This window comes from Rhodococcus aetherivorans (genome assembly GCF_025722975.1).
GTDB lineage: Bacteria > Actinomycetota > Actinomycetes > Mycobacteriales > Mycobacteriaceae > Rhodococcus > Rhodococcus aetherivorans.
In genome coordinates this window covers 5,092,477-5,113,389 of the sequence record NZ_CP106982.1, presented here as the reverse complement: position 1 = coordinate 5,113,389, position 20,913 = coordinate 5,092,477, and the positions used below count along the sequence as shown (strand labels likewise).

Sequence of the window (20,913 nt, the reverse complement as noted above, 5' to 3'; positions counted from 1 at the left end):
GGTTCGGATCGATGACGCTAAATCTAACTCAAGTAGTTTTAAGTGTAAACCCCGGACCGGTTGCGGGTGGCGCTTCGGCCGTTGCGGCCCTATACCGATCGGCATTAGATTTATGAGAACTGACCCGCAGATGAGGAGCGAACAGGATGATCTCGTATCAGTGGTGTTCGGAACTGGATTCCGGCGATCGGGACGAGGTGCTGGCTCTTGTCGCCGCGGCCGCCGAGTACGACGAGGAAGCCGGGTTCTCGCGGATCCACCCCGGTGATGTGACCTCGACGAGTCGCGACGGCGTCCGCGTCTCCCATCTGCCGATCAAGGCGCGCAAGGACCTGAGCGCGCGCGACGACGCGCCGCTGGTGATTGTGGCCTACCTGCACCTGCAGGTGGACGGCGAGGGGCTGGGTACCGTGCAGTTCGTCGTCCATCCGGACTACCGGTCGCGCGGTGTGGCCACGATGCTGGTCGAGGAGATCGGCCTGGGCACGACAGCGGACGGCGGCTGGGAGCGCACCGGTGCGGTGGCTCTGCGCTGCTGGGCGTACAGCACGCACCCCGCGTCCGAACGTCTCGCGCGACGGTTCGGCATCCCGGCGGTGGGCAGGCTGTGGACGTTGTTCCGCCACCTGTCCGGCCCGTTCGCGATCCCGCTCGACGAGGTCGCGGCGCCCGAGGGCATCACGACGGGCGACGCGCGTCCGCTCGGTGATCCGGCGGTGTCGCGGGCGATCGACGAGGTGCTGGACGCGGCGTCGCTCGTACCCGCGCAACGCGAGCGCCTCGCCGACGAGATCCGCCTCGGTTCCGGCAATGTGCTGGTCGCAACCGACTCTTCGGGAGCGAAGGTGGGGTTCGTGTGGTCCGATCCGGCGCTGTCCACCCACCTCGAGTTGGATGCGGCGTCGGTCCGGGCGCTCGTGCTCACGGAGACCGCCCGCGGGGCGGGCCTCGGGATGACGCTCCTCACGATGGCACTCGGGGCGCTGCGCGACGCGGGGGCCCAGATCGCCCTGATTCGTATCGACCCGGACGACGCGGGGGCGGTGCGCACGTGCCGGTTGATGGCATTCGAGCAGGAGGGGGAACATTCCTGCTACCAGGTCGGCGAGTGGGCCGAGGCGCCCAGCTTCCGAGTCCGCCCGGGTGAGACGAGCGACGAATCTTGTCCGACGTTGACCTAAAGGGTTTAGGCAACTACCGTCTGTGGTGCGCCTCACACTGATGTGTGGGTCCCCAACTTCACTACGTTCCCCCGCACGGGCGCTTGCCTGCCCGGAGCTGGGGCGTGCAATCGGAGGAGAACACTCATGGGTCGACTCGAAGGCAAGGTCGCTTTCATCACCGGTGCGGCGCGAGGCCAAGGGCGCTCGCACGCCGTCCGGCTCGCCGAAGAGGGGGCATCCGTCATCGCGATGGACATCTGCGACCAGATCCCCACGGTCTTCTATCCGATGGCGACCAGCGACGACCTTGCCGAGACCGAGCGGCTGGTCAAGGAGGCCGGAGGCTCGATCGTCGCGTCCATTGGAGACGTCCGCAACATCGAGGATGTCCAGCGGGCCTACGACGCGGGCATCGCACAGTTCGGCAAGGTCGACATCGTGCTGCCGAACGCCGGCATCATGCCGGTGATCGGTCCCGGTGAACAGCGCCAGGCATGGCACGACGCAATCGACACCATGCTCACCGGGGTATGGCACGTGCTCGAGGTGACGGTGCCGCACCTCGTCGAACGGGGGGAGGGCGGGTCGATCATCATCACGAGTTCTGCGGCCGGCCTGACGAGCATCGGGCTGAACACCCTCCCCGGTCAGGTCGGGTACAGCGCCGCCAAGCACGGTGTTGTCGGTCTCATGCGGATCTACGCGAAACAGCTTGCCCCGCACAGCATTCGGGTGAACACTGTGCACCCGACCGGCGTGAACACGCCTATGGTGGCGAACGCGGAGTACGGCGAGTTCGTCAACTCCCATCCCGAGGTTGCCGCCGACGAGTCGTACAAGAACCCGATGCCGGTCGAATTGATCGAGGCCGTCGACATCAGCAACGCGATCGTCTACCTCGCCTCCGACGAGGCTCGTTACGTCACCGGTGTCACGTTCCCGGTCGACGCCGGCTACAACATCCGCTGAAGCGAAGGAGCTTTCACATATGACCACCACCGAAGCCTCGACGGGTACCACCCCGTCGATCGCCGACCGCGAACAGGTTTTCATCGGCGGCCGTTGGGTCGATTCGACCGGCGGCGAATGGGTCGACGTCGTCGACTCGTTCACCGAGGAGAAGGTCGCGCGGGTGCGCACCGCCACGGTCGAAGACGTCGCCAAAGCGGTTGCCGCAGCGCGTGAATCGTTCGACAAGGGCGAGTGGTCGTCTCGCAGCATGGCAGAGCGCGCCGATGTCGTCGACGCCATCGCCGACCGCCTCGAACGGCGGGTGGACGAGCTCACCCCGATCGGGGTCATCGAGGTCGGCGTGCCTGTGAGCGTCAGCCGGCCGACCCAGGAGATGGTCGGCGGGTTGTTCCGTGCGGTGGCCGCTGTGGCCCGCACGTTCGAGACCACCGAGGAGCGTCCGCGCGCAGCGGGCGGTGTCTCGCGCATCGTGAAGGAACCGACGGGCGTCGTTGCCGCGATCATCCCGTGGAACGGCCCGGTCGGCACGATCGCGTTCAAGCTCGCCCCGGCGCTGGCCGCGGGCTGCTCGGTCGTGCTCAAGACCGCACCGGAGGCACCGCTCTCGCCGTCGGTGTTCGCGGACATCATCGCCGAGCTGGTCGCGGAAGGTCGCATTCCCGAGGGGGTCGTCAGCGTGCTGTGCGCCGACCGCGAGGTGTCGGAGACGCTCGTGACCAACCCCGACGTCGACCACGTCACCTTCACCGGCAGCACCGCGGCGGGCCGGCGCATCATGTCGCTGGCAGGCGAGCGCATCGCGCGTGTCTCGCTCGAACTCGGCGGCAAGTCCGCGGCGATCATCCTCGACGACGCCGACATCAACCACGTGGTGCAGACGCTCCCCATGGGGGGCTGCATGCAGTCCGGTCAGGCGTGCATCGCCCTCTCGCGCGTGCTCGTCTCCCGCAAGCGTCACGACGAGGTGCTCGAGGTCCTGAAGGCCGCGTATGGCGCGTTGCCGATCGGCAACCCGTGGGAGCCGACCAATTTCCTCGGCCCGCTCGCGTCGAAGCGACAGCAGGATCGCGTCCTGGGATACATCGACATCGCGAAGGAGGACGGCGCGAAGGTCGTGCTCGGCGGCGGTCGACCGGAGGGATTCGACAAGGGCTTCTTCGTCGCACCGACACTGCTCGACAACGTCGACCCCGACTCCCGGATCGCGCAGGAAGAGGTCTTCGGTCCGGTCATCTCGGTGATCACCTACGAAGACGAAGAGGACGCCATCGCGATCGCCAACAACTCGATGTACGGGCTGTCGGGTGCGGTGTACACGGAGGACATCGACCACGGGTTCGAGGTTGCGCGGCGCATCCGCACCGGCACCATCAGCGTGAACACCGCGACGATGGACTTCACCCTGCCGTTCGGCGGCTATAAGCAGTCCGGCGTGGGCCGTGAGGGCGGCCTCGAAGGTCTCGAGGAGTTCTTCGAGATCAAGACCGTCCACATGCCCGCTCCGGCCCGGTAGGACCGACGACGACGCCCCGCGATTCGATCCGCGGGGCGTCGTCGTTGCGTCGTGGGTGGTCGTACGACTGCCGAACAGGTCAGTGGGCCGACACGCTCAGTGGGTCGACACGCTCAGTTGGCTCTTGTCCGCGATCTCTACCTGAGCGTTGCGCACCACGCCGTGGAGGAAGCTGCGGATCATCTCCTCGAACAACTGCCGGGAGGTCATCTCGTTCTCGGCGAGAGCCCGCGCCAGCAGCGGCTGCGACTCCGGGTCGACGTTCGGGAAGATCGTGTTCTTCGTACTCGGCTTGCGCATCGCCTCGGTGAGCACTGCGCCCAGCGTCAAACGCTCCATGCCGTCGAGAATCTGGACGTGCAGGCGGGCCGGCACGCCGGACTCCTCCAGGAATCGGGCAGTGTCCTCGTAGGTGCCGATCAGCAGATCACGCGGAAGATACTGGAGCAGGATCGGCGCGGCATTGCGGTGCTTGAGGATCGACTGACGCAGATTCATGCTCAGCGTCACGAAGTACTCGGGCCAGTCCGGGCCGGGCCTGCGGCGTGGCAGGGTGCCGGCGCCGGCAATCTGTCGCGCGACAGCCTGGAGGATCTCCGACTTGTCGGCGAAGTGGTGGTAGAGGGAGGGCGCCCGTACCCCGAGGTGCTTCGCCAGCCGCGGCAGGCTGAAGGCATCGAGTCCCTCGGAGTCGATGATCTCGATGGAAGCCGCCACCGCGGACGCGCGACTGATGAGAGGCTTCGACGGTCGGGCCATCATCTACTTTCAGCTCGTGCGGTCCACCGGGCGGGTCTGCCCGGCGGGTGACCTATAGATGCTATCTGTTCCGGTCCGGCCGGTGGTTACGCCGTGAGGACGGCCTCGTCGAGGAACTCGACCAGGCCGCGGCTCAACACGTCGTTGTCGTCGCCGCCCACCATGTGCCCGGCACCGCCCACGTCGATGTACCGCGCCCCGGGGATCAGTTCCAGGAGTTCGCGCGCACCTTCGATGCTGACGACGTCGGACTGGGCACCACGAATCAGGAGGGTCGGAACCGCGACGGCGCGCGCCGCGGCCCGGGCCCGCTCCTCGCGCTCCGCGGCAGCATCCGGAAGGTTCGTCCGATGCGACAGCATCCGCGGATCCCAGTGCCAGTACCAGCGACCGTCTCGCTCGCGCATGTTCTTACGCAACCCCTCCACCCGCGGCGGACGGCTCCGGTGCGGGTTGTACGCGATCACGGCGTCGAGCGCGTCGTGCAGGCTGTCGAAGCCCGCCAGTCCCGCGCGCATGAATCCGGTGATCTTGGCCAACCCCTCGGGTTCGGCCTTCGGGGTGATATCCACCAGCACCAGCGCGCGGGAGAGCCCCGGATTGTCTCCTTCGGCGACGAGTGCGGCCATACCGCCCATCGACGCTCCCACGAGCACCGGTGGCTCACCGAGTTCGTCGACGATCGTGCAGATGTCGCGCGCGTGTGCGTCGGAGCTGTAGTCGCCGTCGTCGGCCCATCCGCTGTGGCCGTGCCCGCGCGCGTCGATCGCGTATGAGCGCCATCCTTGTTCCGAGAGGCGGATTCCGGTGCGCTGCCACGAGTGCCTCGTCTGCCCGCCGCCGTGCAACAGCAGGACGGTCCCCTTCCGCTCGGACGCGGGCTCCCAGACATCGGCGACCAGGGAAACGCCGTCGCCCCGAAGTGTGGTCACGGTGCTGGAGATCGTCATCGTTTCGCCCTTCGTCGTCGGAGTCAGTGTCCGGAAGTCCCACCGTCGACGGCGAGCGTCGACCCGGTGATGTAGCCGGAAGCACGGCTGGCGAGGAACACGACGGCGGCGTCGATCTCGCGCTGCGTGGCGGTGCGACCGAGCGAGCAGCCGCGCAGGAACTCCTCGAGGGTATCCGACGACATCTCGGCGATCAGGTCGGTCTCGACGAAACCCGGCGCGATCGCGTTCACGCGGATCCCTTTTCGCTGCGACCACTGATGGGACAGATCGCGGGTGAGGCCGACGAGACCGGCCTTGCTCGCGGCGTAGGCGGCCTGGGGGAGCACCGACTTGACCAGCCCGAGCATGCTCGCGATGTTGACGATGCTCGAGCCCGGCTTCATCACGCGTCCGCATGCTTGCGCTGCCCAATACGCGCCGAGCAGATTCACGTCCAGCACGGAACGGAAATCCTCGGGTCGCTCGCGTGTCGCGGGTGCGGAATGGGTGACGCCGGCGTTGTTGATCAGGATGTCGAGCCGACCGAACTCGGCGACCGTGGCCCGGGCGAGGGCGTCGCACTGCTCGGGGTCGGTGACGTCGGTGGGGACGATGAGGCAGCGTCGGCCGGTGGCCTCGATCGTGGGGCCGACGGCGTCCAGCTTCTCGCGACGGCGTGCGGCGATCACCACGTCCGCCCCGGCCTCCGCGAGGGCGCGCGCGAACCCTGCTCCGAGGCCGCTGCCGGCGCCCGTGACGACGGCGACGGACCCGTCGAGCCTGAAGAGGTCGAGGATCGAGCCGGTGTCGTGTGCGGTATCTGTCGAGGTCATGTGGCTGCTCCCGGTGCTGCGTGTCATGGGGTTCGTCTGCGGGCCTTGCGTCCCTTAAAACTAATTACTTAAGATTAGAGCGTAGGTGATGTCCAGGGGAACGGAAACACTGATGGCCGGAAGCACCGATGTGGAGCAGGGCAAGATGCAGGTGATCGGCAAGGACGCACTTGCAGACGGCGTCGTGGCGGTGCGGTTCGCCGATCCCGACGGGGGGACCGTCCCCGCATGGGAACCCGGATCGCACATCGACGTCATCATCGACGAGTCGACGGTCCGGCAGTACTCGCTGTGCGGCGACCCGGCCGACGACACCTGCCTGACTGTGGCGGTCCTCCGTGAGGAGAACGGACGCGGCGGATCGCGGTGGATCCACGACTCGCTGCAGGTCGGCGACCTCGTCAGCATCGCCGGCCCCCGCAACAACTTCAGCCTCGAGCCCGCGCAGTCGTATCTCTTCGTCGCGGGCGGAATCGGCATCACGCCGATACTTCCGATGGTGCGGGCGGCCGACGCGGCCGGCGCCGACTGGAGGCTCCTGTACGGCGGACGTACCCGCGCGAGCATGGCTTTCGCGGACGGCCTCGTCGCCCGGTATCCCGGCCGGGTCGAGCTCCGGCCTCAGGACGAATGCGGGCTCCTCGACCTGGCGGCAGCGCTCGACGCCCTCGGGGACGGCACCGGTGTCTACTGCTGCGGGCCGGAACCACTGCTGCACGCCATCGAGAACGAGTGCCGCAACCGCTCGGGTGTCACCTTGCACGTCGAACGGTTCGCCGCGAAGGAGCGGCCGGCCGACGCCGTCGACGGGGCATTCGAGGTGGAACTCCGGCAATCGGGCAAGACGATCACTGTCGACTCGGGCGAAACACTGCTCGACGCGGTGCTCCGCTCGGGCGTCGATTCGCCGTTCTCGTGCCGCGAGGGAACCTGCGGTACGTGCGAAGCCACTGTGCTGGAAGGAATTCCGGATCATCGCGACTCCGTCCTCACCGAGGACGAGCAGGCGGAGAACGACTGCATGATGATCTGCGTATCCCGCAGCTGCACCCCCAAGCTCACTCTGGATCTGTAGATCGGCCCATGGTGACCCTCCGTCTCGCCACTGCGCGAACGCGTGTGCGCACACCTGCCGTCTCGCCCGGTGTGCTGATCCCGGCGCTCTGCTTCGTCGTGATGATCACCTCGGTCATGCAGACCGCCGTCGTGCCGCTGATGCCCGATATCGCGGCGCAGCTCGGGGTGGGTACGAATGCGGTGGGATGGATCGTCACCGGGAATCTTCTGACGGCCACAGTCTGTACGCCGCTGCTGGGCAGGCTCGCCGACCGACGTGGACCACGAAGAGTGCTGCTGGGCATCCTGGGAGTGGTGCTCGTCGGTTCGTTGCTGTGTGTCGCGTGGGACTCGTTGCCGGTACTCATCGCCGGGCGAGCGCTGCAGGGGACGTCGTTCGCGCTGTTTCCGATCGGCGTCGCTGTGCTGCGCAGTGCTCTCGGGCCGTATCGGCTCACGGCGGCGCTCGGCATCATGTCGGGAACGATGAGCGTCGGCGGCGGTGCGGGAATGATCGCCGCCGGACTGCTGTACAGCGACGGCGACGACTATCGTCGCGTGTTCTGGCTGCTGGTGGCGCTCGCGGTGATTGCAGCTGCACTTGCGTGGGCGGTCGTTCCCGGTTCGCCCGGTTCCGGGACCGGATCCGGATCCGATCTCTGGGGTGCGGTCGGGCTCGCGGTCGGCCTGTCCGCACTGCTTCTGGCGCTCGCGCAGGGCGGGACGTGGGGTTGGGTGTCCGTGCCGACGATCGGTTGTGTCGTCGCGGGTGTGCTCGTGCTTGCCGCCTGGTACCGGCACGAGCGGCGATCCGATGCGCCGCTGGTGGCCCCAGCCCTCCTGACCGCACGTGCGGTGGCGCCCGCCCACCTTGCCGCGTTCCTCGTGGGAATCGCGATGTTCGTGCAGTTCCTGGCCACAGCCGTGTTCGTGCAGGCCGCCCCGGAGGAAGCGGGGTACGGGTTCGGTGCTTCGGTGCTCGAGACGAGCCTGCTGTACCTGCTGCCCGGGCAGGTTGTCGGCATCTCCGCGGCTGCGGTGAGCGGGTTCCTGGTGCGGAGGTTCCGCGCCGAGCGGGTGCTGATGGTGGCGTGCGCTATCGGCGTGTGTGGGTTCGCATTTGTCGGGTTCGCCCACGACCGCCCGTGGCAGGTGATCGTTGCGGTGGCGGTCCTCAATGTTTTCGTCAGCGTTGCCTACGGCGCCCTGCCGGCAATGCTCGTCGAGCATGTGTCGCTGCACGACACCGGTGTTGCGAACGGCATCAACGCCATCGCACGGACATTCGGCAGTTCGCTGGCGAGCGCGCTGGTGGGGATGCTCCTCGCGACGATCACGATCGCGGGTGCCGACATTCCCTCCGAGCGTGCGTTTGTGGCCGCATTCGTGATCGGCGGTGTGGCCGCGCTTGCCGCCGGGTTCGTCGCCGGTGCGAGCCGCCCTTTGCAATTTACAAAATTTGATTGACGTCTCATGAGTGAGCCTATAGCCTGAGGTGTACGCGATATGAGGACCCGCGCTCCTCTCGCGCTGAAAATTCTTGTACACAAAACAGATTCGTATTCTCTCGGTCAAGGAAGGCAAGGGACACATGGCTGCCACCGTCGGCTCGGCCCTGTATTGGTGGGCGAAGACCAAGGGGGAACAGAACGCGATCATCGTTGCCGGTGAGGCTCTGACCTACCGTGAACTCCAGGACTGGTCCAGCCGCGTCGCTCGTGAGATCGTCGACCGGGGCATCAAGCCGGGTGAGCGTGTCGGAGTGCTCGGCCCGAATTCGGTGACGTGGCCCGTGGTGGCACTCGGCGTACTCAAGGCCGGTGCGGTGCTCGTCCCGCTGAATCCCCGGTTCAAGCCGGCGGAACTACGCAAGGTCGTCGATGACGCGGGTGCCGTCCTGGTCATCGCGCCGGAACAGTTCTCCGCAACGGTCGCCCAGGCGCGTGACCTCGGCGATCCCTTCGACACGTTCGGGTTCACCGACATCGCGGCGCTGCGGGAAGGGGAGCGCAACGACTTCCGCGTCGACCTCGCGCCCGACGACCCCACAGCACTTCTGTTCACCAGTGGCTCCACGGGGTTGTCGAAGGGCGTCATCTGCACCAATCGGACTCTGCTCAACATCGTGTTCGAGGCCACCCTCACCGAGGAAGGCTTCCGTCCGGGTTCCACGTCGCTGCTGGTGTTGCCGCTCGTGTTCACCCCGGGCCTCGTGTGGGGGCTGGTCATGTCCACGGTGCTCGGTGGCACGCTCATCATCGAGAAGGAACTCGATCCCGGTCGTGCCGCGGCACTGCTCGGTGAGCACAAGGTGCAGGCTCTGTTCGGGGTTCCGCTGATCTTCGAAGCGATCTCGCGGTCGCCCGAATTCGAGAAGGCCGACCTGTCGTCGCTGCGCACCGCGATCGTCGGCGGCGCGGCAGTCGCACCGGCCCTGTTGAAGCGGTGGGCCGACAAGGGCGTCGCGCTGCGTCAGATCTACGGCATGACCGAAGCCGGCGGGGTCGCGACTGCGACTCTCGTCTCCGAAGCCTTCGACCACCCCGACACCTGCGGGTCCGGCTCGATCTTCACCGAGACGAAGGTGGTCCGCACCGACGGCACCGACGCAGAGCCCGGCGAAGAGGGGGAGATCCTGCTGCGGGGACCCGGCGTGACCCCCGGCTACTGGAACGATCCGGAGTCGACGGCGTCCGCGTTGCGCGACGGCTGGCTGCACAGTGGGGACCTGGGCACCCTCGACGAGGGCGGGCGCGTCAAGTTCGTCGACCGCCTCAAGGACCTCATCATCACCGGCGGCATCAACGTCTCGCCCGTCGAGATCGAGCGTGTCATCAGTGCGATCCCGGGTGTCGAGGAGGTCGCGGTCATTGCCGCGTCCGACGAGCGTTTCGGCGAGACGCCCGCGGCGATCGTCACTGTGAAGGACGGGGTCGACGCGGCAACGATCGTGGAATACTGCGACCGTTTGGTCGCCGACTACAAGGTTCCGCGCTACGTCGTGATCCGGGACGAGCCGCTGCCCCGGCTCCCCAGTGGCAAGCTGTCGAAGACGGCGATCCGGTCCGAGTACCGGGACGTCTCCGAACGATTCGACAAGGTGCGCTGACGCACCCGTCGCGCAGAAAGGAGCCCTCGTGGCTCGGACCGGAACCGACGACGCGGTGATCCTCGAGCGGCACGGAGAGATCGCCGTCGTGCGCTTGAACCGTCCCGATCGGCTCAACGCGTTCACCAATGCGATGTGCTACCGGCTCATCGAGATCTTCGACGAGACCGACACCGACGACGAAGTACGCGCGGTTGTGCTCACCGGAACCGGCCGCGCGTTCTGCGCGGGCGCCGATCTCGCCGCAGGCGGCGACACGTTCGTCCTCGGCGACGATCCGGAGACCGGTGGAGCCCCCGCCGACACGGGTGGTCAGATGACGCTGCGGATCTACCGTTCCCTGAAGCCGGTGATCGCGGCGATCAACGGGCCTGCAGCAGGCGTCGGCGTCACGATGACACTTCCGGCCGACATCCGCATCGCCTCGGATACGGCCAAGTTCGGTTTCGTGTTCACTCGCCGCGGCTTGGTGCCGGAGGCATGCTCGACGTGGTTCCTCCCGCGGGCGGTCGGAATCTCCACCGCCGTCGAATGGACGGTCGGCGGGAAGATGGTGCCGGTCACCGAAGCTCTCGACCGGGGTCTGGTACGTGAGGTCGTGCCCGCCGATCAGGTACTGGATCGCGCACTCGAGGTCGCCCGGGAACTGGTTTCGGGCACGTCGCCGGTATCGGCGGCACTGACCCGTCAGCTGATGTGGCGGATGCTCGGCGCGTCGGAACCCGAGGTTGCGCACCGCGCCGAGTCGATCGGCATCTATGTCCGGGGCTCCTCCGACGACGTGCGCGAAGGTGTCGACGCCTTCCTCGAAAAACGTGATCCGAAGTTTCCTGATCGCGTCTCGGATGGACTGCCGGATCTGTTCGAGTGACACTGGTGCCGCGTCGGACGCTCCGTGCCACAGTCGCGGGCCCGATGCTTGACAATGGTCATTACTTGTATCATTGCCCGTAGGAGTCGGTGAGGACGAGTTCGGGGGTGCGACATGGCGCGACGGCGGGCGAACGTCCTCAGTGAGAACGCAGAGGTGGCGCGAGGGCAGATACTGAAGGCTGCCGAGTCGATGTTCCAGCGGTACGGGCTCTCGAAGACCACGATGGACGACATCGCCAAGGAGGCCGGCGTTTCGCGGCCGACCGTCTACCGCTACTTCGGTGACCGTGACACGCTGATCACGGCCTTGATCGAGTTGCGGTCGCGCCGGCTGTTCGACAAGGCTCGTGCGTTCCTGAGGGAACGGACGACGTTCGCGGAGCAGATCGTCGACGGCCTGATCTTTCTCGTCGACCGTGGTCGCCACGATCCGATCGTCCGCTTGATCGTCAGCCCCGAACACATGGACATGGCGACGGCTCTGATCGGCAGCACCGGACTGGCGGTCCGGCTGACCCAGGAGATGTGGGCGCCGCTGCTCGACGAGGCCCGCGAACGAGGTGAGATCCGCGAAGGCCTCACCGACGAGGAGATCTGCCAGTGGATCGCGCTGGTGCAGCTCATCCTGGTCGGGCGGATGGATTTCGGCTCCGAGGGGGACCCGGAAAACAGACGGATGCTCACCAACTTCCTGCTTCCGGGAATCGTGACGGAGGAGGCGGCGGAACAGCTGCGGTCCGGTGGGGCAGCTGCTACTCCGACCCACTGAAGATCGCGGGTACGGAGTGGTAGACCCCGGACGCCGAACCGGGTAATGGCTCAGCGCGGCAGCGGAGTCACCCCCGCCGCCGCGAAGGCTCCCGCGACCACGTTCTCGTAGATGCGGTCGAGGTCGAGTTCGTCGCCGAGGAAGCCGCTGCGCACGATCGTGGCGAACCCGTGCATCGCGGTGAACAGGCTCACCGCGGCCTCGAGCGTGTCCTCCTCCGGCACCCCGCAGGAGGCGAGCATCGAGCGGAGCGCCCTGTTCGCGTCGAGGGCCGCCGCGATCAGGGCGCTGCGCTCGATCGGTTCCGTCGTCAGCGTCTGGTAGCGGTGCGGATGCTCGGCGGCCCACGCACGATGCGCATCGATCAGGGTGCGCAGGCCCTCCGGCCCGCTGCGCCCCATCGCCACCTCGCGCAGCCGCTCACCGAGGTCGGCCATCGTCCGCACCTGGATCTCGCCGCGGACGTCGTCGAGACCACGGACGTGGTTGTAGAGCGAGGCGGTGACGATGCCGAGGCGGCCGGCGAGGGTGCTCATTGTCAGCTGCTCCCAGCCCGACTCGTCCACCGCCTCCAGTGCCGCCTCGATCACCTTCTCGCGGCTGAGGTTTCGACGGCGCATCGGCCTCTTCTTCTCGGTTTCCATCCGCCCATCCTACGGGTCTTCCATTTCAAACGAATGTGTGTAGCTTATAAACGACGATCATTCGTAAACAAGTGCGAGGTGGTCCCGTGACGGCATCACGTATCGACCTGAAGAACCCCGATCTCTACACCGAGGGGGTACCCCACGACTTCTTCGCCGAGCTGCGGCACGGCTGCCCGGTCTACCGGCAGGACGAGGAGGACGGACCCGGCTACTGGGCGGTGACGCGCCATGCGGACGTCACCGCGGTCTCCCGCGACAGCGCGACGTTCTCGTCGGCGCTCGGCACGACCCAGATCGACGAGTTCGACGGCGAGACCCGCCTCAAGCAGGCGGCGATGCTCGTCAACCTCGATCCGCCCGCGCACACCCGGCTGCGCCAGCTCGTCAGCCGCGGCTTCACGCCCCGGATGGTCCGGACGCTCGAAGGGCGCATCCGGGACATCTGCAACCGCATCGTCGACGATCTGATCGAGCGGGGCCGCAACGGCGCGGTCGTCGACTTCGTGCCGGTGGCCGCCGCCCCGCTTCCGCTCGAGGTGATCGCCGCCCTGCTCGGCGCACCCACGGAGGACGTCGGCAGGCTCTACGACTGGTCCAACCGGATGATCGGGTTCGACGACCCGGAGTACGGCAACACCCAGGCCGACGGGGAACTCGCCGCCGCGGAGATCTTCTTGTACGCCAACGAGATCGCCGCGGCGCGCAGGGTGGAGCCACGCGACGACATCGTCTCCCGGCTCGTCCGGCCGGACGAGAACGGTGACACGCTGACCGAGATGGAGTTCGACATGTTCTTCGTGCTGCTGGTGGTGGCCGGGAACGAGACGACGCGCAACGCCACCGCCGGCGGCATGCAGGCCTTCATCGACCATCCGGATCAGTGGCGCCGCCTGCAGGCCGAGCCGGAACTCGCCGCCGGCGCGGTCGAGGAGATCCTCCGCTGGGTCACCCCGGTGATCGGGTTCCGCCGCACGCCGACGTGTCCGGCGACGATCGGTGACCAGCCCGTCGAGGCGGGGGACAAGGTGGTGGTCTACTACCCGAGCGCGAACCGGGACGAGGACGTCTTCGAGGACCCGCACGTCTTCGACATCGGCCGGACCCACAACCCGCACGTGGCGTTCGGGGGCACCGGGGTGCACTTCTGCCTGGGCGCCCACCTGGCGCGCCTGGAACTGCGCATCCTGTTCGAGACCCTGGCGCGCCGGATCGAGCGCATCGAGCCCGCAGGGCCGGTCCGGCGGCTGCGCTCGAACTTCATCAACGGCATCAAATCCATGCCCGTACGGGTGTATCCGAAGGTCTGAAGCGAATTCGGGTGGGTGGGACCATTGCCTCGGACAGGCGACCGTAGTAATGTCCAGACACGTGTCCAGAAATGTGAATCTCGAATCCACCCGCCGCCGTCTCACCGAGAAGCAGGCCGACACCGTGGACCGTCTGACGCGCGCTGCCGTCGAGGTCCTGCGGGAAGAGGGGTTCGCAGGACTGACCGTACGCAACGTCGCCGCTCGGGCCGGTGTCGCACCGGCCACCGCCTACACCTACTTCTCGTCCAAGGAGCACCTCGTCGCCGAGGTGTTCTGGCGCCGGCTCGCCGCCTCGCCCGAACCCGAGGCGGCCACGACCGACCGGGTCGACCGCGTGGTCGCGGTGCTGCGCAACGTCGCGCTGATGATGGCCGACGAGCCCGAACTCGCCGGCGCGGTCACCAGCGCGCTGCTCGGCCGCGACCCCGACGTCGAACACCTGCGCGCCCGCATCGGCCTCGACATCCGGGACCGGCTCGCCACGGCCCTCGGCCCCGACGCCGATCCCGACGAGATCGAAGCGCTGGAAATGCTCTACGCCGGCGCCCTCGTCCGGGCGGGCATGGGGTACGAGACCTACGAGAAGATCGCCGATCGGCTGGAGACCTCCGCCAAACTTCTATTGGAGTAGCGCATGACCCAGGCTTCGCTCGAACCGCTCCTGTTCGATCCCTACGACTACGGCTTCCATGAGGACCCGTATCCGATCTACCGGCGCCTGCGCGAGGAGGCGCCGCTCTACCGCAACGACGACCTCGGCTTCTGGGCCCTGTCCCGGCACGCCGACGTCGTCGCGGGCTTCCGCGACCACACCCGGCTCTCCAGCGCGAACGGGGTGTCCCTCGACCCGGCGGCCTACGGCCCCCACGCCCACAAGGTCATGTCGTTCCTCGCGATGGACGACCCCCGCCACATGCGCATGCGCCGGCTCGTCTCCAAGGGCTTCACCCCGCGCCGGGTCGCCGACCTGCGCGGCCGCATCCTCGAGCTGACTCTCCACTACCTCGACACCGCCTTGGACAAGGACGAATTCGACTGGATCGCGGACTTTGCGGGCAAGCTCCCGATGGACGTCATCTCCGAACTGATGGGCGTGCCCGAGGCCGACCGCGCCGAACTGCGCCGGCTGGCGGATCTGGTGGTCCACCGGGAGCGGGGCGTACTCGACGTGCCCGTCGCGGCGATGGAGGCGTCGCTGAACCTCGTCGGCTACTACGCGGACATGCTGGCGCAGCGCCGCGCCCACCGGAGCGAGGACCTCACCTCGGCCCTGCTCGACGCCGAGGTCGACGGAGACCGCCTCGAGGACGACGAGATCATCGGCTTCATGTTCCTGATGGTCGTCGCGGGCAACGAGACCACCACCAAACTGCTCGGCAACGCACTGTACTGGGGCGCGAAGAACAAGACCGAGGTGGCCCGCGTCCTCGGCAACCCGGACGCAGCCCCGGGCTGGGTGGAGGAGACGCTGCGCTACGACACCTCCAGCCAGATCGTCGCGCGCACTGCCGCCACCGACATCGACGTGCACGACAGCACCATCCGCGCGGGCGACAAGGTGCTGCTGCTCATCGGTTCGGCCAACCGTGACGCCGAGGTGTTCGAGGATCCCGACACCTTCCGCATCGGCCGCGACAGCGCGTCCAAGATCGCCAGTTTCGGTGGCGGCGTGCACTTCTGCCTCGGTGCCCACCTTGCGCGCCTCGAGGCGAACATCGCGCTCGAACAGTTCGCCGCGCGCGTCGCCGACTACGACGTCGACTTCGACCGCTGTGAACGCGTCCACTCCACCAACGTCCGAGGCCTCGCGGCCCTGCCCGTAGAGGTGACCCGGCGACATGCCTAGATTCGAACCCAATCCGCCGCGCCGGCCCGCGATCGTCAGCGGCGCCTCCTCCGGCATCGGTACGGCCACCGCCTTCGCGCTCGCCGCCCTCGGTCACCCGGTCGCCCTCGGTGCGCGGCGCGTCGAACAGTGCGAGGCCCTCGCGGAGAAGATCCGCGGCGAGGGCGGCGAGGCCGTCGCGCACTTCCTCGACGTGGCGTCCACCGAATCGGTCGACGAGTTCGTCGCCGCCGCCGAGAAGGCCCTGGGTCCCACCGAGATCGTCCTGTCCGGCGCCGGTGACATGGATTTCCGGCTCGTGCACGAGATGGATCCGGACCGGTTCGAGTTCCAGGTGAACGTCCATCTCGTCGGCACGCAGCGTCTCGCCCATCGCGTGCTGCCGGGGATGATCGAACGGCGCCGCGGCGACTTCGTCGTCATCGGTTCGGACTGCGCCGACGTCGCGCGGCCCCGCATGGGCGCCTACGTCGCCGCCAAGACGGGCCTCGAGGCGCTCGTGCGTCAGATGCGGATGGAACTCGAGGGCACGGGGGTTCGCGCGTCGGTGGTGCGTCCCGGCCCGACACAGACCGGGATGGGACTCGATGCCCCCGCGGAGATCATCGAGCCGCTGATCGCCGACTGGACCAGATGGGGCTTCGCCCGGCACTCCTACTTCCTCCGCGCCTCCGAGATCGCGAACGCCGTCGTCGCCGTCGTCTCGGCCCCGCGCGGAACCCACCTGGTGCTGACCGAAGTGCAGCCGGAAGCGCCTCTGCAGAAGGATTCTCGGGGAAAGGACCCTGAATGACCACGATCACCACCCCCACGCGCGTCTCGGGGGGCGAGCACGAACACGGCCACCTCGAGGAACTGCGCACCGACCCGATCGGCCTGATGCAGCGAGTCCGCGAGGAGTGCGGCGACGTCGGCGCCTTCCAGCTCGCCGACCGCAACGTCGTGCTGCTCTCCGGGGCTCGGGCCAACGAGTTCTTCTTCCGCTCCGCCGACGAGGACCTCGACCAGCAGGCCGCGTACCCGTTCATGAAGCCGGTCTTCGGGGAGGGCGTGGTCTTCGATGCCAGCCCCGAGCGCCGCAAGGAGATGCTGCACAACTCCGCGTTGCGCGGCGAGCAGATGAAGGGCCATGCCGCCACGATCGAACGCGAGGTCCGTGACATCGTCGCCGGGTGGGGTGACGAGGGTGAGATCGACCTGTTGGAGTTCTTCGCGGAGCTGACCATCTACACGTCCTCGGCCTGCCTGATCGGCAAGAAGTTCCGCGACCAGCTCGACAGCCGGTTCGCGAGCCTCTACCACGACCTGGAGAAGGGCACCGACGCCCTCGCCTTCGTCGACCCCTACGCGCCCATCGAGAGCTTCCGTCGCCGCGACGAGGCCCGCCGCGGGCTGGTCGCCCTCGTCGAGGAGATCATGGTCGACCGCATCGCGAACCCGCCCCAGGGCAAGGAGGATCGCGACATGCTCGACGTCCTCGTCTCCATCAAGGACGAGAACGGCAAGGAGCGGTTCAGCGCGGACGAGATCACCGGCATCTTCATCTCGATGATGTTCGCCGGCCACCACACCACGTCGGGGACGGCGGCATGGGCGTTGATCGAGTTGCTGCGCAATCCGGAGTACCTGCGCGGGGTCACCGACGAGCTCGACGTCCTCTACGCCGACGGTGAGGGCGTGAGTTTCCATGCGCTGCGGCAGATCCCGATGCTCGAGTCGGTACTCAAGGAGACGCTGCGGTTGCACCCGCCGCTGATCCTGCTGCTGCGCGTCGCGCGCGGCGAGTTCGAGGTCGAGGGGTACCGGATCGGCGAGGGCGACCTCGTCGGCGCTACCCCGGCGATCTCCAACCGCATCCCGGAGGACTTCCCCGAGCCCGATGCCTTCGATCCGGGCCGTTACCTCGATCCGCGGCAGGAGGACATCGTCAACCGCTGGACCTGGATCCCGTTCGGGGCCGGCCGGCACCGGTGCGTGGGGGCGGCGTTCGCCCTCATGCAGCTCAAGGCGATCTTCTCGGTCCTGCTGCGCGACTACGAATTCGAGATGGCTCAGCCGGCCGACACCTACCGCAACGACCATTCCAAGATGGTGGTGCAGCTCGCGCAGCCGTGCGCCGTGCGCTATCGCCCTCGCACCCGGATGTAAGGACTCGCGCCGTGAAAGTGGAAGCAGACCTCGATCTGTGCCAGGGCCACGCGATGTGCTCGCTGGAGGCACCGGACGTCTTCGACGTTCCCAAGCACGGCAAGGTCCGGATCCTGATGGACGACATACCCGAAAAACTTTGCGGCGACGTCCGATCCGCCGTACGGTACTGCCCCACCCGAGCCCTCCGCATCGTCGAGGACTGATCCAGAGGAGACAAGTCATGGCACCCTTCGACCGAGCAGAACTCGACGAGATGATCGAGCGCTGGATCGAGGCCAACAAGAAGGCCGAGGCAGCCGGTGACTGGAAGCCCTTGGCCGACATGTACACCGAGGACGCGACCTACGGCTGGAACTACGGTCCCACGGACGACTTCATGGCCGTCGGGCGCGAGGAGATCCGCGAACTCGCGCTCGGCCAGGAGATGGCCGGCCTGGAGGGCTGGCAGTATCCCTATCAGCGGTTCGTCGTGGACGAGCGGACCGGCGACGTCATCGGCTTCTGGAAACAGGTCGCCGACGCCACCCGCGACGACGGGTCGCACTACGAGGTGCACGGCTTCGGCGGCAGCTGGTTCCGCTACGGCGGGAACTTCCGATGGTCCTGGCAGCGTGACTTCTTCGACTTCGGGAACATCTCCCACCTCTTCCTGGAGATGATCACGGGCAACGCCCTGTCCGACGGCATGAACAAGCGGATCGAACGGTCGACCTCGACGAAACGTCTTCCCGGCTGGTATCCGGCCGGACAGGCGCCGGTTCCGCTGTGGTGAGCCCGGTGAACGTCCGCGACTCCTTCGCGGCGCTCTCCCGGGCCGACCTCGCCGTCCTCGTCCCCGAACTGCTCCTGTGCGGTCAGCTCATCGACCGCTCCGGGATGGCGCACCTGATCTCGGCGTTCGGACGGGAGGGAATGACCGAGGTCGCCGTCGAGGAGTGGCAGGCGTCGAGCCCGTGGTACACCCGGCGCATGCAGCGGGCCCTGCGGTACGAGGGCGACGGTGTCGAGACGATCTTCAAGGGGCTGCAACTCGACATCGGCGCGCCCCCGCAGTTCATGGACTTCCGGTTCCGCGTCGACGACCACGACCACGGTGAGTTCCGGCTCGACCACTGCGGCGCGCTCATGGACGTCGAACCGATGGGCGACGCGTACGTGAAGGCCATGTGCCACGACATCGAGGACCCCACGTTCGACGCGACCGCCCTTGCCACCAACCCGCACGCCCGGGTGCGGCCGATCCACCGGCCGCCGCGCCGGCCGGCCGGCCGCCATCCGCACTGCGCGTGGACGGTGACGATCGACCCGTCGCACGTTCCGCCGCAGGCCGCGCCCCACACCGAGGCGATCGGGCGTACCGCGGCCGTCGCAGTGGAACTCAGCGCGATCGACCCGGCGGACGAGGGACTCGGCGACTATTCCGGGCCCCTGCTCTCCGACCTGCGGTTCGCGGACTTCTCGCACTCGGCCCTGGTGCGGATCGCGGAGGAGGTGTGCCTGCAGCAGCATCTGCTCACACTGGGTTTTCTCATCGGCGTGCGCAAACGCACGGACGAGGACGCCGCGCTGGCCCTTACCCGCAAGCAGTTGACCGGCATCGCCGGGCTGGCGTCCGAGCGGATACGCGACGCCCTCGGCCTGCCGCGCGACTTCGAGGGACTGGCGACGGTGCTGTCGGTCCACCCCGTGTTCGCGCCGAGGCAGTACGTCCAGCGCGACATCCGGTGGGAGCCGGACAGGCTGCGCCTGCGCCTCGGGCGAGCCGGGGGTGCCGACGCGGACGGGTCGTGGCCGACTCTGGTCGACGGGCACCACCTCGAGCCGCTGCAGGCGCTGGTGCGCGGCGTCGACCCGCACTTCACCGCGCACGTGGTGTCCGAGGACGCACACGCGCTCACCGTCGAGGTGATCCGCCACGCCGAACCCGCGAAGGAATGCGGCGAGGTGGCGATCACCCGCTTCAGCACCGGTGCGAACTTCACGTTCGCCGACCGCGGAATCCCCCTGCCGCTCACCGTCGTCTGAGCGTCCCGTCCATTCCCACCCCCACCCCCACGCGCCCCCAGGTGAGCGAATGTATCGTTCTGTCGGCCTGAAGAGGTGAGCGATACATTCGCTCGGGTGGCTGCGTGCAGTCAGGGTGGGAGGCAGTTCCCTTCTCTACCAAGGGATGACGCTGCAGCCCGACGGTGAGCGTTTCGCGCAGAGCGTGTCGTCGCGCATCGACTACGACCTGCTCGCTGTCGAGCACTTTCCCCGCGTGGCGCGGACGCTGCGCCTGCAGACCATCCCCGACGATCTGCTGAACCACGAGCGCTACCGCTCGTCGAGGCAATTCCTCGACCGGGTCGCCGAGGAGGGCTTCGAGCCACTCCGTGTGCCGATGCCCATCGACTGGGAGTTCGCCCGGCGGGAGCTGGCCGGCGAACTGGCGCCGTCGTACACCAACGGCGACCTGATCTACGGCGTGAACAACGGCGGCAAGTTCTCCGTCGACGTGACGTACCTGGCGGAGGCCGAGGCGACGGGTCACGTCCGCATCGAGACGCTGCACCGGGTCAACGACATCGAGCGCGGACGGGACGGCACGTGGATCGCGCATACGGACCGGATCTCCATGGACGGTGTGGTACTCGAACGCAAGCGCATCGTCGCCGACGCGCTGTTTCTCGGTGCCGGATCACCGGGTACCACAAGGCTTCTCGTCAAGGCGCTCGCGAAGGATCTGATCCCGGATCTGCCCGACGCCGTGGGAACGGGATGGGGCAACAACGGAGACCGCGTGTTCTCGGTGACGACCACGCTGCTCGGTCCGGGTGCATGGCAGGGCGGTCCCGCGTGCGTCGGCTTCAAGGACCTCGGGAATCCGGCCGGTCCGCTCATGATCGTCACCGGCCCGGTGCCGTTCCCGGCCGACCTGCTTCTGAGCACCCCGAACCGGCCGAATGTCACATGGGTTCGATTAGATTGAACCCATGTG

The 20,913-nt window shown here is 67.6% G+C and carries 21 protein-coding genes; 17 read left to right on the top strand and 4 right to left on the bottom strand.

The features are described from left to right. Window positions 1-146: 146 nt before the first annotated feature. From OCS65_RS23350 to OCS65_RS23340, 3 genes are all read left to right on the top strand, one after another. Complete coding sequence (locus OCS65_RS23350) at window positions 147-1,181, top strand: GNAT family N-acetyltransferase (protein ID WP_263507768.1); 1,035 nt, start codon at window positions 147-149, stop codon at window positions 1,179-1,181. Window positions 1,182-1,307: 126 nt separating this feature from the next. Beyond that, window positions 1,308-2,132, top strand: a complete 825-nt coding sequence (locus tag OCS65_RS23345) for a mycofactocin-coupled SDR family oxidoreductase (RefSeq protein ID WP_006936270.1) — start codon at window positions 1,308-1,310, stop codon at window positions 2,130-2,132. 19 nt (window positions 2,133-2,151) lie between these two features. Continuing rightward, window positions 2,152-3,648: an aldehyde dehydrogenase gene (locus OCS65_RS23340; RefSeq protein WP_029541665.1), complete on the top strand. Its 1,497-nt coding sequence runs from the start codon at window positions 2,152-2,154 to the stop codon at window positions 3,646-3,648. Window positions 3,649-3,744: 96 nt separating this feature from the next. Here OCS65_RS23340 and OCS65_RS23335 read toward each other — a convergent pair whose 3' ends face one another. The 3 genes from OCS65_RS23335 to OCS65_RS23325 all read right to left on the bottom strand — a co-directional run bounded on the left by OCS65_RS23335 (window position 3,745) and on the right by OCS65_RS23325 (window position 6,172). Further along, on the bottom strand, window positions 3,745-4,407 hold the full coding sequence (locus OCS65_RS23335) for a TetR family transcriptional regulator (RefSeq protein WP_044475956.1): 663 nt from the start codon (window positions 4,405-4,407) through the stop codon (window positions 3,745-3,747). Between the two features lie 86 nt (window positions 4,408-4,493). Beyond that, window positions 4,494-5,357, bottom strand: coding sequence for an alpha/beta fold hydrolase (locus OCS65_RS23330; RefSeq protein ID WP_006936263.1), 864 nt, complete (start codon window positions 5,355-5,357; stop codon window positions 4,494-4,496). A 23-nt stretch (window positions 5,358-5,380) separates the two neighbouring features. Beyond that, on the bottom strand, window positions 5,381-6,172 hold the full coding sequence (locus OCS65_RS23325) for an SDR family NAD(P)-dependent oxidoreductase (RefSeq protein WP_029541674.1): 792 nt from the start codon (window positions 6,170-6,172) through the stop codon (window positions 5,381-5,383). A 112-nt stretch (window positions 6,173-6,284) separates the two neighbouring features. On the opposite strand from OCS65_RS23325, the gene OCS65_RS23320 reads away from it, so the two are divergent. The 5 genes from OCS65_RS23320 (at window position 6,285) to OCS65_RS23300 (ending at window position 11,979) form a co-directional block, all read left to right on the top strand. Continuing rightward, the gene (locus OCS65_RS23320; RefSeq protein ID WP_082120195.1) at window positions 6,285-7,247 is read left to right on the top strand and encodes a PDR/VanB family oxidoreductase; all 963 of its coding nucleotides are present in this window, start codon (window positions 6,285-6,287) and stop codon (window positions 7,245-7,247) included. A 71-nt stretch (window positions 7,248-7,318) separates the two neighbouring features. Further along, window positions 7,319-8,695: an MFS transporter gene (locus OCS65_RS23315; RefSeq protein ID WP_232334106.1), complete on the top strand. Its 1,377-nt coding sequence runs from the start codon at window positions 7,319-7,321 to the stop codon at window positions 8,693-8,695. 124 nt (window positions 8,696-8,819) lie between these two features. Further along, on the top strand, window positions 8,820-10,337 hold the full coding sequence (locus OCS65_RS23310) for a class I adenylate-forming enzyme family protein (protein ID WP_263507758.1): 1,518 nt from the start codon (window positions 8,820-8,822) through the stop codon (window positions 10,335-10,337). 28 nt (window positions 10,338-10,365) lie between these two features. Then, window positions 10,366-11,208 carry an enoyl-CoA hydratase-related protein gene (locus tag OCS65_RS23305; protein ID WP_263507756.1) on the top strand — a complete coding sequence of 281 codons (843 nt, stop codon included), beginning with the start codon at window positions 10,366-10,368 and terminating at the stop codon, window positions 11,206-11,208. 114 nt (window positions 11,209-11,322) lie between these two features. Next, complete coding sequence (locus OCS65_RS23300; protein ID WP_006936256.1) at window positions 11,323-11,979, top strand: TetR/AcrR family transcriptional regulator; 657 nt, start codon at window positions 11,323-11,325, stop codon at window positions 11,977-11,979. Window positions 11,980-12,029: 50 nt separating this feature from the next. On the opposite strand, the gene OCS65_RS23295 is transcribed toward OCS65_RS23300, so the two are convergent. Beyond that, complete coding sequence (locus OCS65_RS23295; RefSeq protein ID WP_050034675.1) at window positions 12,030-12,623, bottom strand: TetR/AcrR family transcriptional regulator; 594 nt, start codon at window positions 12,621-12,623, stop codon at window positions 12,030-12,032. A gap of 86 nt (window positions 12,624-12,709) precedes the next feature. Here OCS65_RS23295 and OCS65_RS23290 point away from each other — a divergent pair, with 86 nt between their 5' ends. The 9 genes from OCS65_RS23290 (at window position 12,710) to OCS65_RS23250 (ending at window position 20,904) form a co-directional block, all read left to right on the top strand. Further along, on the top strand, window positions 12,710-13,933 hold the full coding sequence (locus tag OCS65_RS23290; protein WP_102799934.1) for a cytochrome P450: 1,224 nt from the start codon (window positions 12,710-12,712) through the stop codon (window positions 13,931-13,933). Between the two features lie 73 nt (window positions 13,934-14,006). Continuing rightward, window positions 14,007-14,567 (top strand): TetR/AcrR family transcriptional regulator, encoded by a 561-nt coding sequence (locus OCS65_RS23285; RefSeq protein ID WP_006936248.1) that lies wholly within the window; start codon window positions 14,007-14,009, stop codon window positions 14,565-14,567. A 3-nt stretch (window positions 14,568-14,570) separates the two neighbouring features. Beyond that, window positions 14,571-15,782, top strand: a complete 1,212-nt coding sequence (locus OCS65_RS23280) for a cytochrome P450 (protein WP_006936246.1) — start codon at window positions 14,571-14,573, stop codon at window positions 15,780-15,782. Then, on the top strand, window positions 15,775-16,575 hold the full coding sequence (locus OCS65_RS23275; protein WP_050034676.1) for an SDR family oxidoreductase: 801 nt from the start codon (window positions 15,775-15,777) through the stop codon (window positions 16,573-16,575). Before OCS65_RS23280 ends, OCS65_RS23275 begins: the two co-directional genes overlap by 8 nt. Next, complete coding sequence (locus tag OCS65_RS23270; RefSeq protein WP_263507751.1) at window positions 16,572-17,930, top strand: cytochrome P450; 1,359 nt, start codon at window positions 16,572-16,574, stop codon at window positions 17,928-17,930. Before OCS65_RS23275 ends, OCS65_RS23270 begins: the two co-directional genes overlap by 4 nt. 11 nt (window positions 17,931-17,941) lie before the next feature. After that, a complete protein-coding gene (locus OCS65_RS23265; RefSeq protein ID WP_006936239.1) occupies window positions 17,942-18,136 on the top strand; it encodes a ferredoxin in 195 nt (64 codons plus the stop codon). A 17-nt stretch (window positions 18,137-18,153) separates the two neighbouring features. Beyond that, window positions 18,154-18,705 carry a Cif family virulence factor gene (locus OCS65_RS23260; protein WP_029541690.1) on the top strand — a complete coding sequence of 184 codons (552 nt, stop codon included), beginning with the start codon at window positions 18,154-18,156 and terminating at the stop codon, window positions 18,703-18,705. A 5-nt stretch (window positions 18,706-18,710) separates the two neighbouring features. Then, window positions 18,711-19,958, top strand: coding sequence for a hypothetical protein (locus tag OCS65_RS23255; RefSeq protein ID WP_373867489.1), 1,248 nt, complete (start codon window positions 18,711-18,713; stop codon window positions 19,956-19,958). A gap of 145 nt (window positions 19,959-20,103) precedes the next feature. Next, window positions 20,104-20,904, top strand: coding sequence for a hypothetical protein (locus OCS65_RS23250; protein WP_263507749.1), 801 nt, complete (start codon window positions 20,104-20,106; stop codon window positions 20,902-20,904). The last annotated feature ends 9 nt before the right edge of the window (window positions 20,905-20,913 follow it).

Excerpts from the sequence above, each read along its gene's own strand:
- OCS65_RS23350 (WP_263507768.1), top strand. The coding sequence starts at position 147 with ATGATCTCGTATCAGTGGTGTTCGGAACTGGATTCCGGCGATCGGGAC.
- OCS65_RS23345 (WP_006936270.1), top strand. The coding sequence starts at position 1,308 with ATGGGTCGACTCGAAGGCAAGGTCGCTTTCATCACCGGTGCGGCGCGA.
- OCS65_RS23340 (WP_029541665.1), top strand. The coding sequence starts at position 2,152 with ATGACCACCACCGAAGCCTCGACGGGTACCACCCCGTCGATCGCCGAC.
- OCS65_RS23335 (WP_044475956.1), bottom strand. The coding sequence starts at position 4,407 with ATGGCCCGACCGTCGAAGCCTCTCATCAGTCGCGCGTCCGCGGTGGCG.
- OCS65_RS23330 (WP_006936263.1), bottom strand. The coding sequence starts at position 5,357 with ATGACGATCTCCAGCACCGTGACCACACTTCGGGGCGACGGCGTTTCC.
- OCS65_RS23325 (WP_029541674.1), bottom strand. The coding sequence starts at position 6,172 with ATGACCTCGACAGATACCGCACACGACACCGGCTCGATCCTCGACCTC.
- OCS65_RS23320 (WP_082120195.1), top strand. The coding sequence starts at position 6,285 with ATGGCCGGAAGCACCGATGTGGAGCAGGGCAAGATGCAGGTGATCGGC.
- OCS65_RS23310 (WP_263507758.1), top strand. The coding sequence starts at position 8,820 with ATGGCTGCCACCGTCGGCTCGGCCCTGTATTGGTGGGCGAAGACCAAG.
- OCS65_RS23300 (WP_006936256.1), top strand. The coding sequence starts at position 11,323 with ATGGCGCGACGGCGGGCGAACGTCCTCAGTGAGAACGCAGAGGTGGCG.
- OCS65_RS23295 (WP_050034675.1), bottom strand. The coding sequence starts at position 12,623 with ATGGAAACCGAGAAGAAGAGGCCGATGCGCCGTCGAAACCTCAGCCGC.
- OCS65_RS23280 (WP_006936246.1), top strand. The coding sequence starts at position 14,571 with ATGACCCAGGCTTCGCTCGAACCGCTCCTGTTCGATCCCTACGACTAC.
- OCS65_RS23275 (WP_050034676.1), top strand. The coding sequence starts at position 15,775 with ATGCCTAGATTCGAACCCAATCCGCCGCGCCGGCCCGCGATCGTCAGC.
- OCS65_RS23270 (WP_263507751.1), top strand. The coding sequence starts at position 16,572 with ATGACCACGATCACCACCCCCACGCGCGTCTCGGGGGGCGAGCACGAA.
- OCS65_RS23260 (WP_029541690.1), top strand. The coding sequence starts at position 18,154 with ATGGCACCCTTCGACCGAGCAGAACTCGACGAGATGATCGAGCGCTGG.
- OCS65_RS23250 (WP_263507749.1), top strand. The coding sequence starts at position 20,104 with ATGACGCTGCAGCCCGACGGTGAGCGTTTCGCGCAGAGCGTGTCGTCG.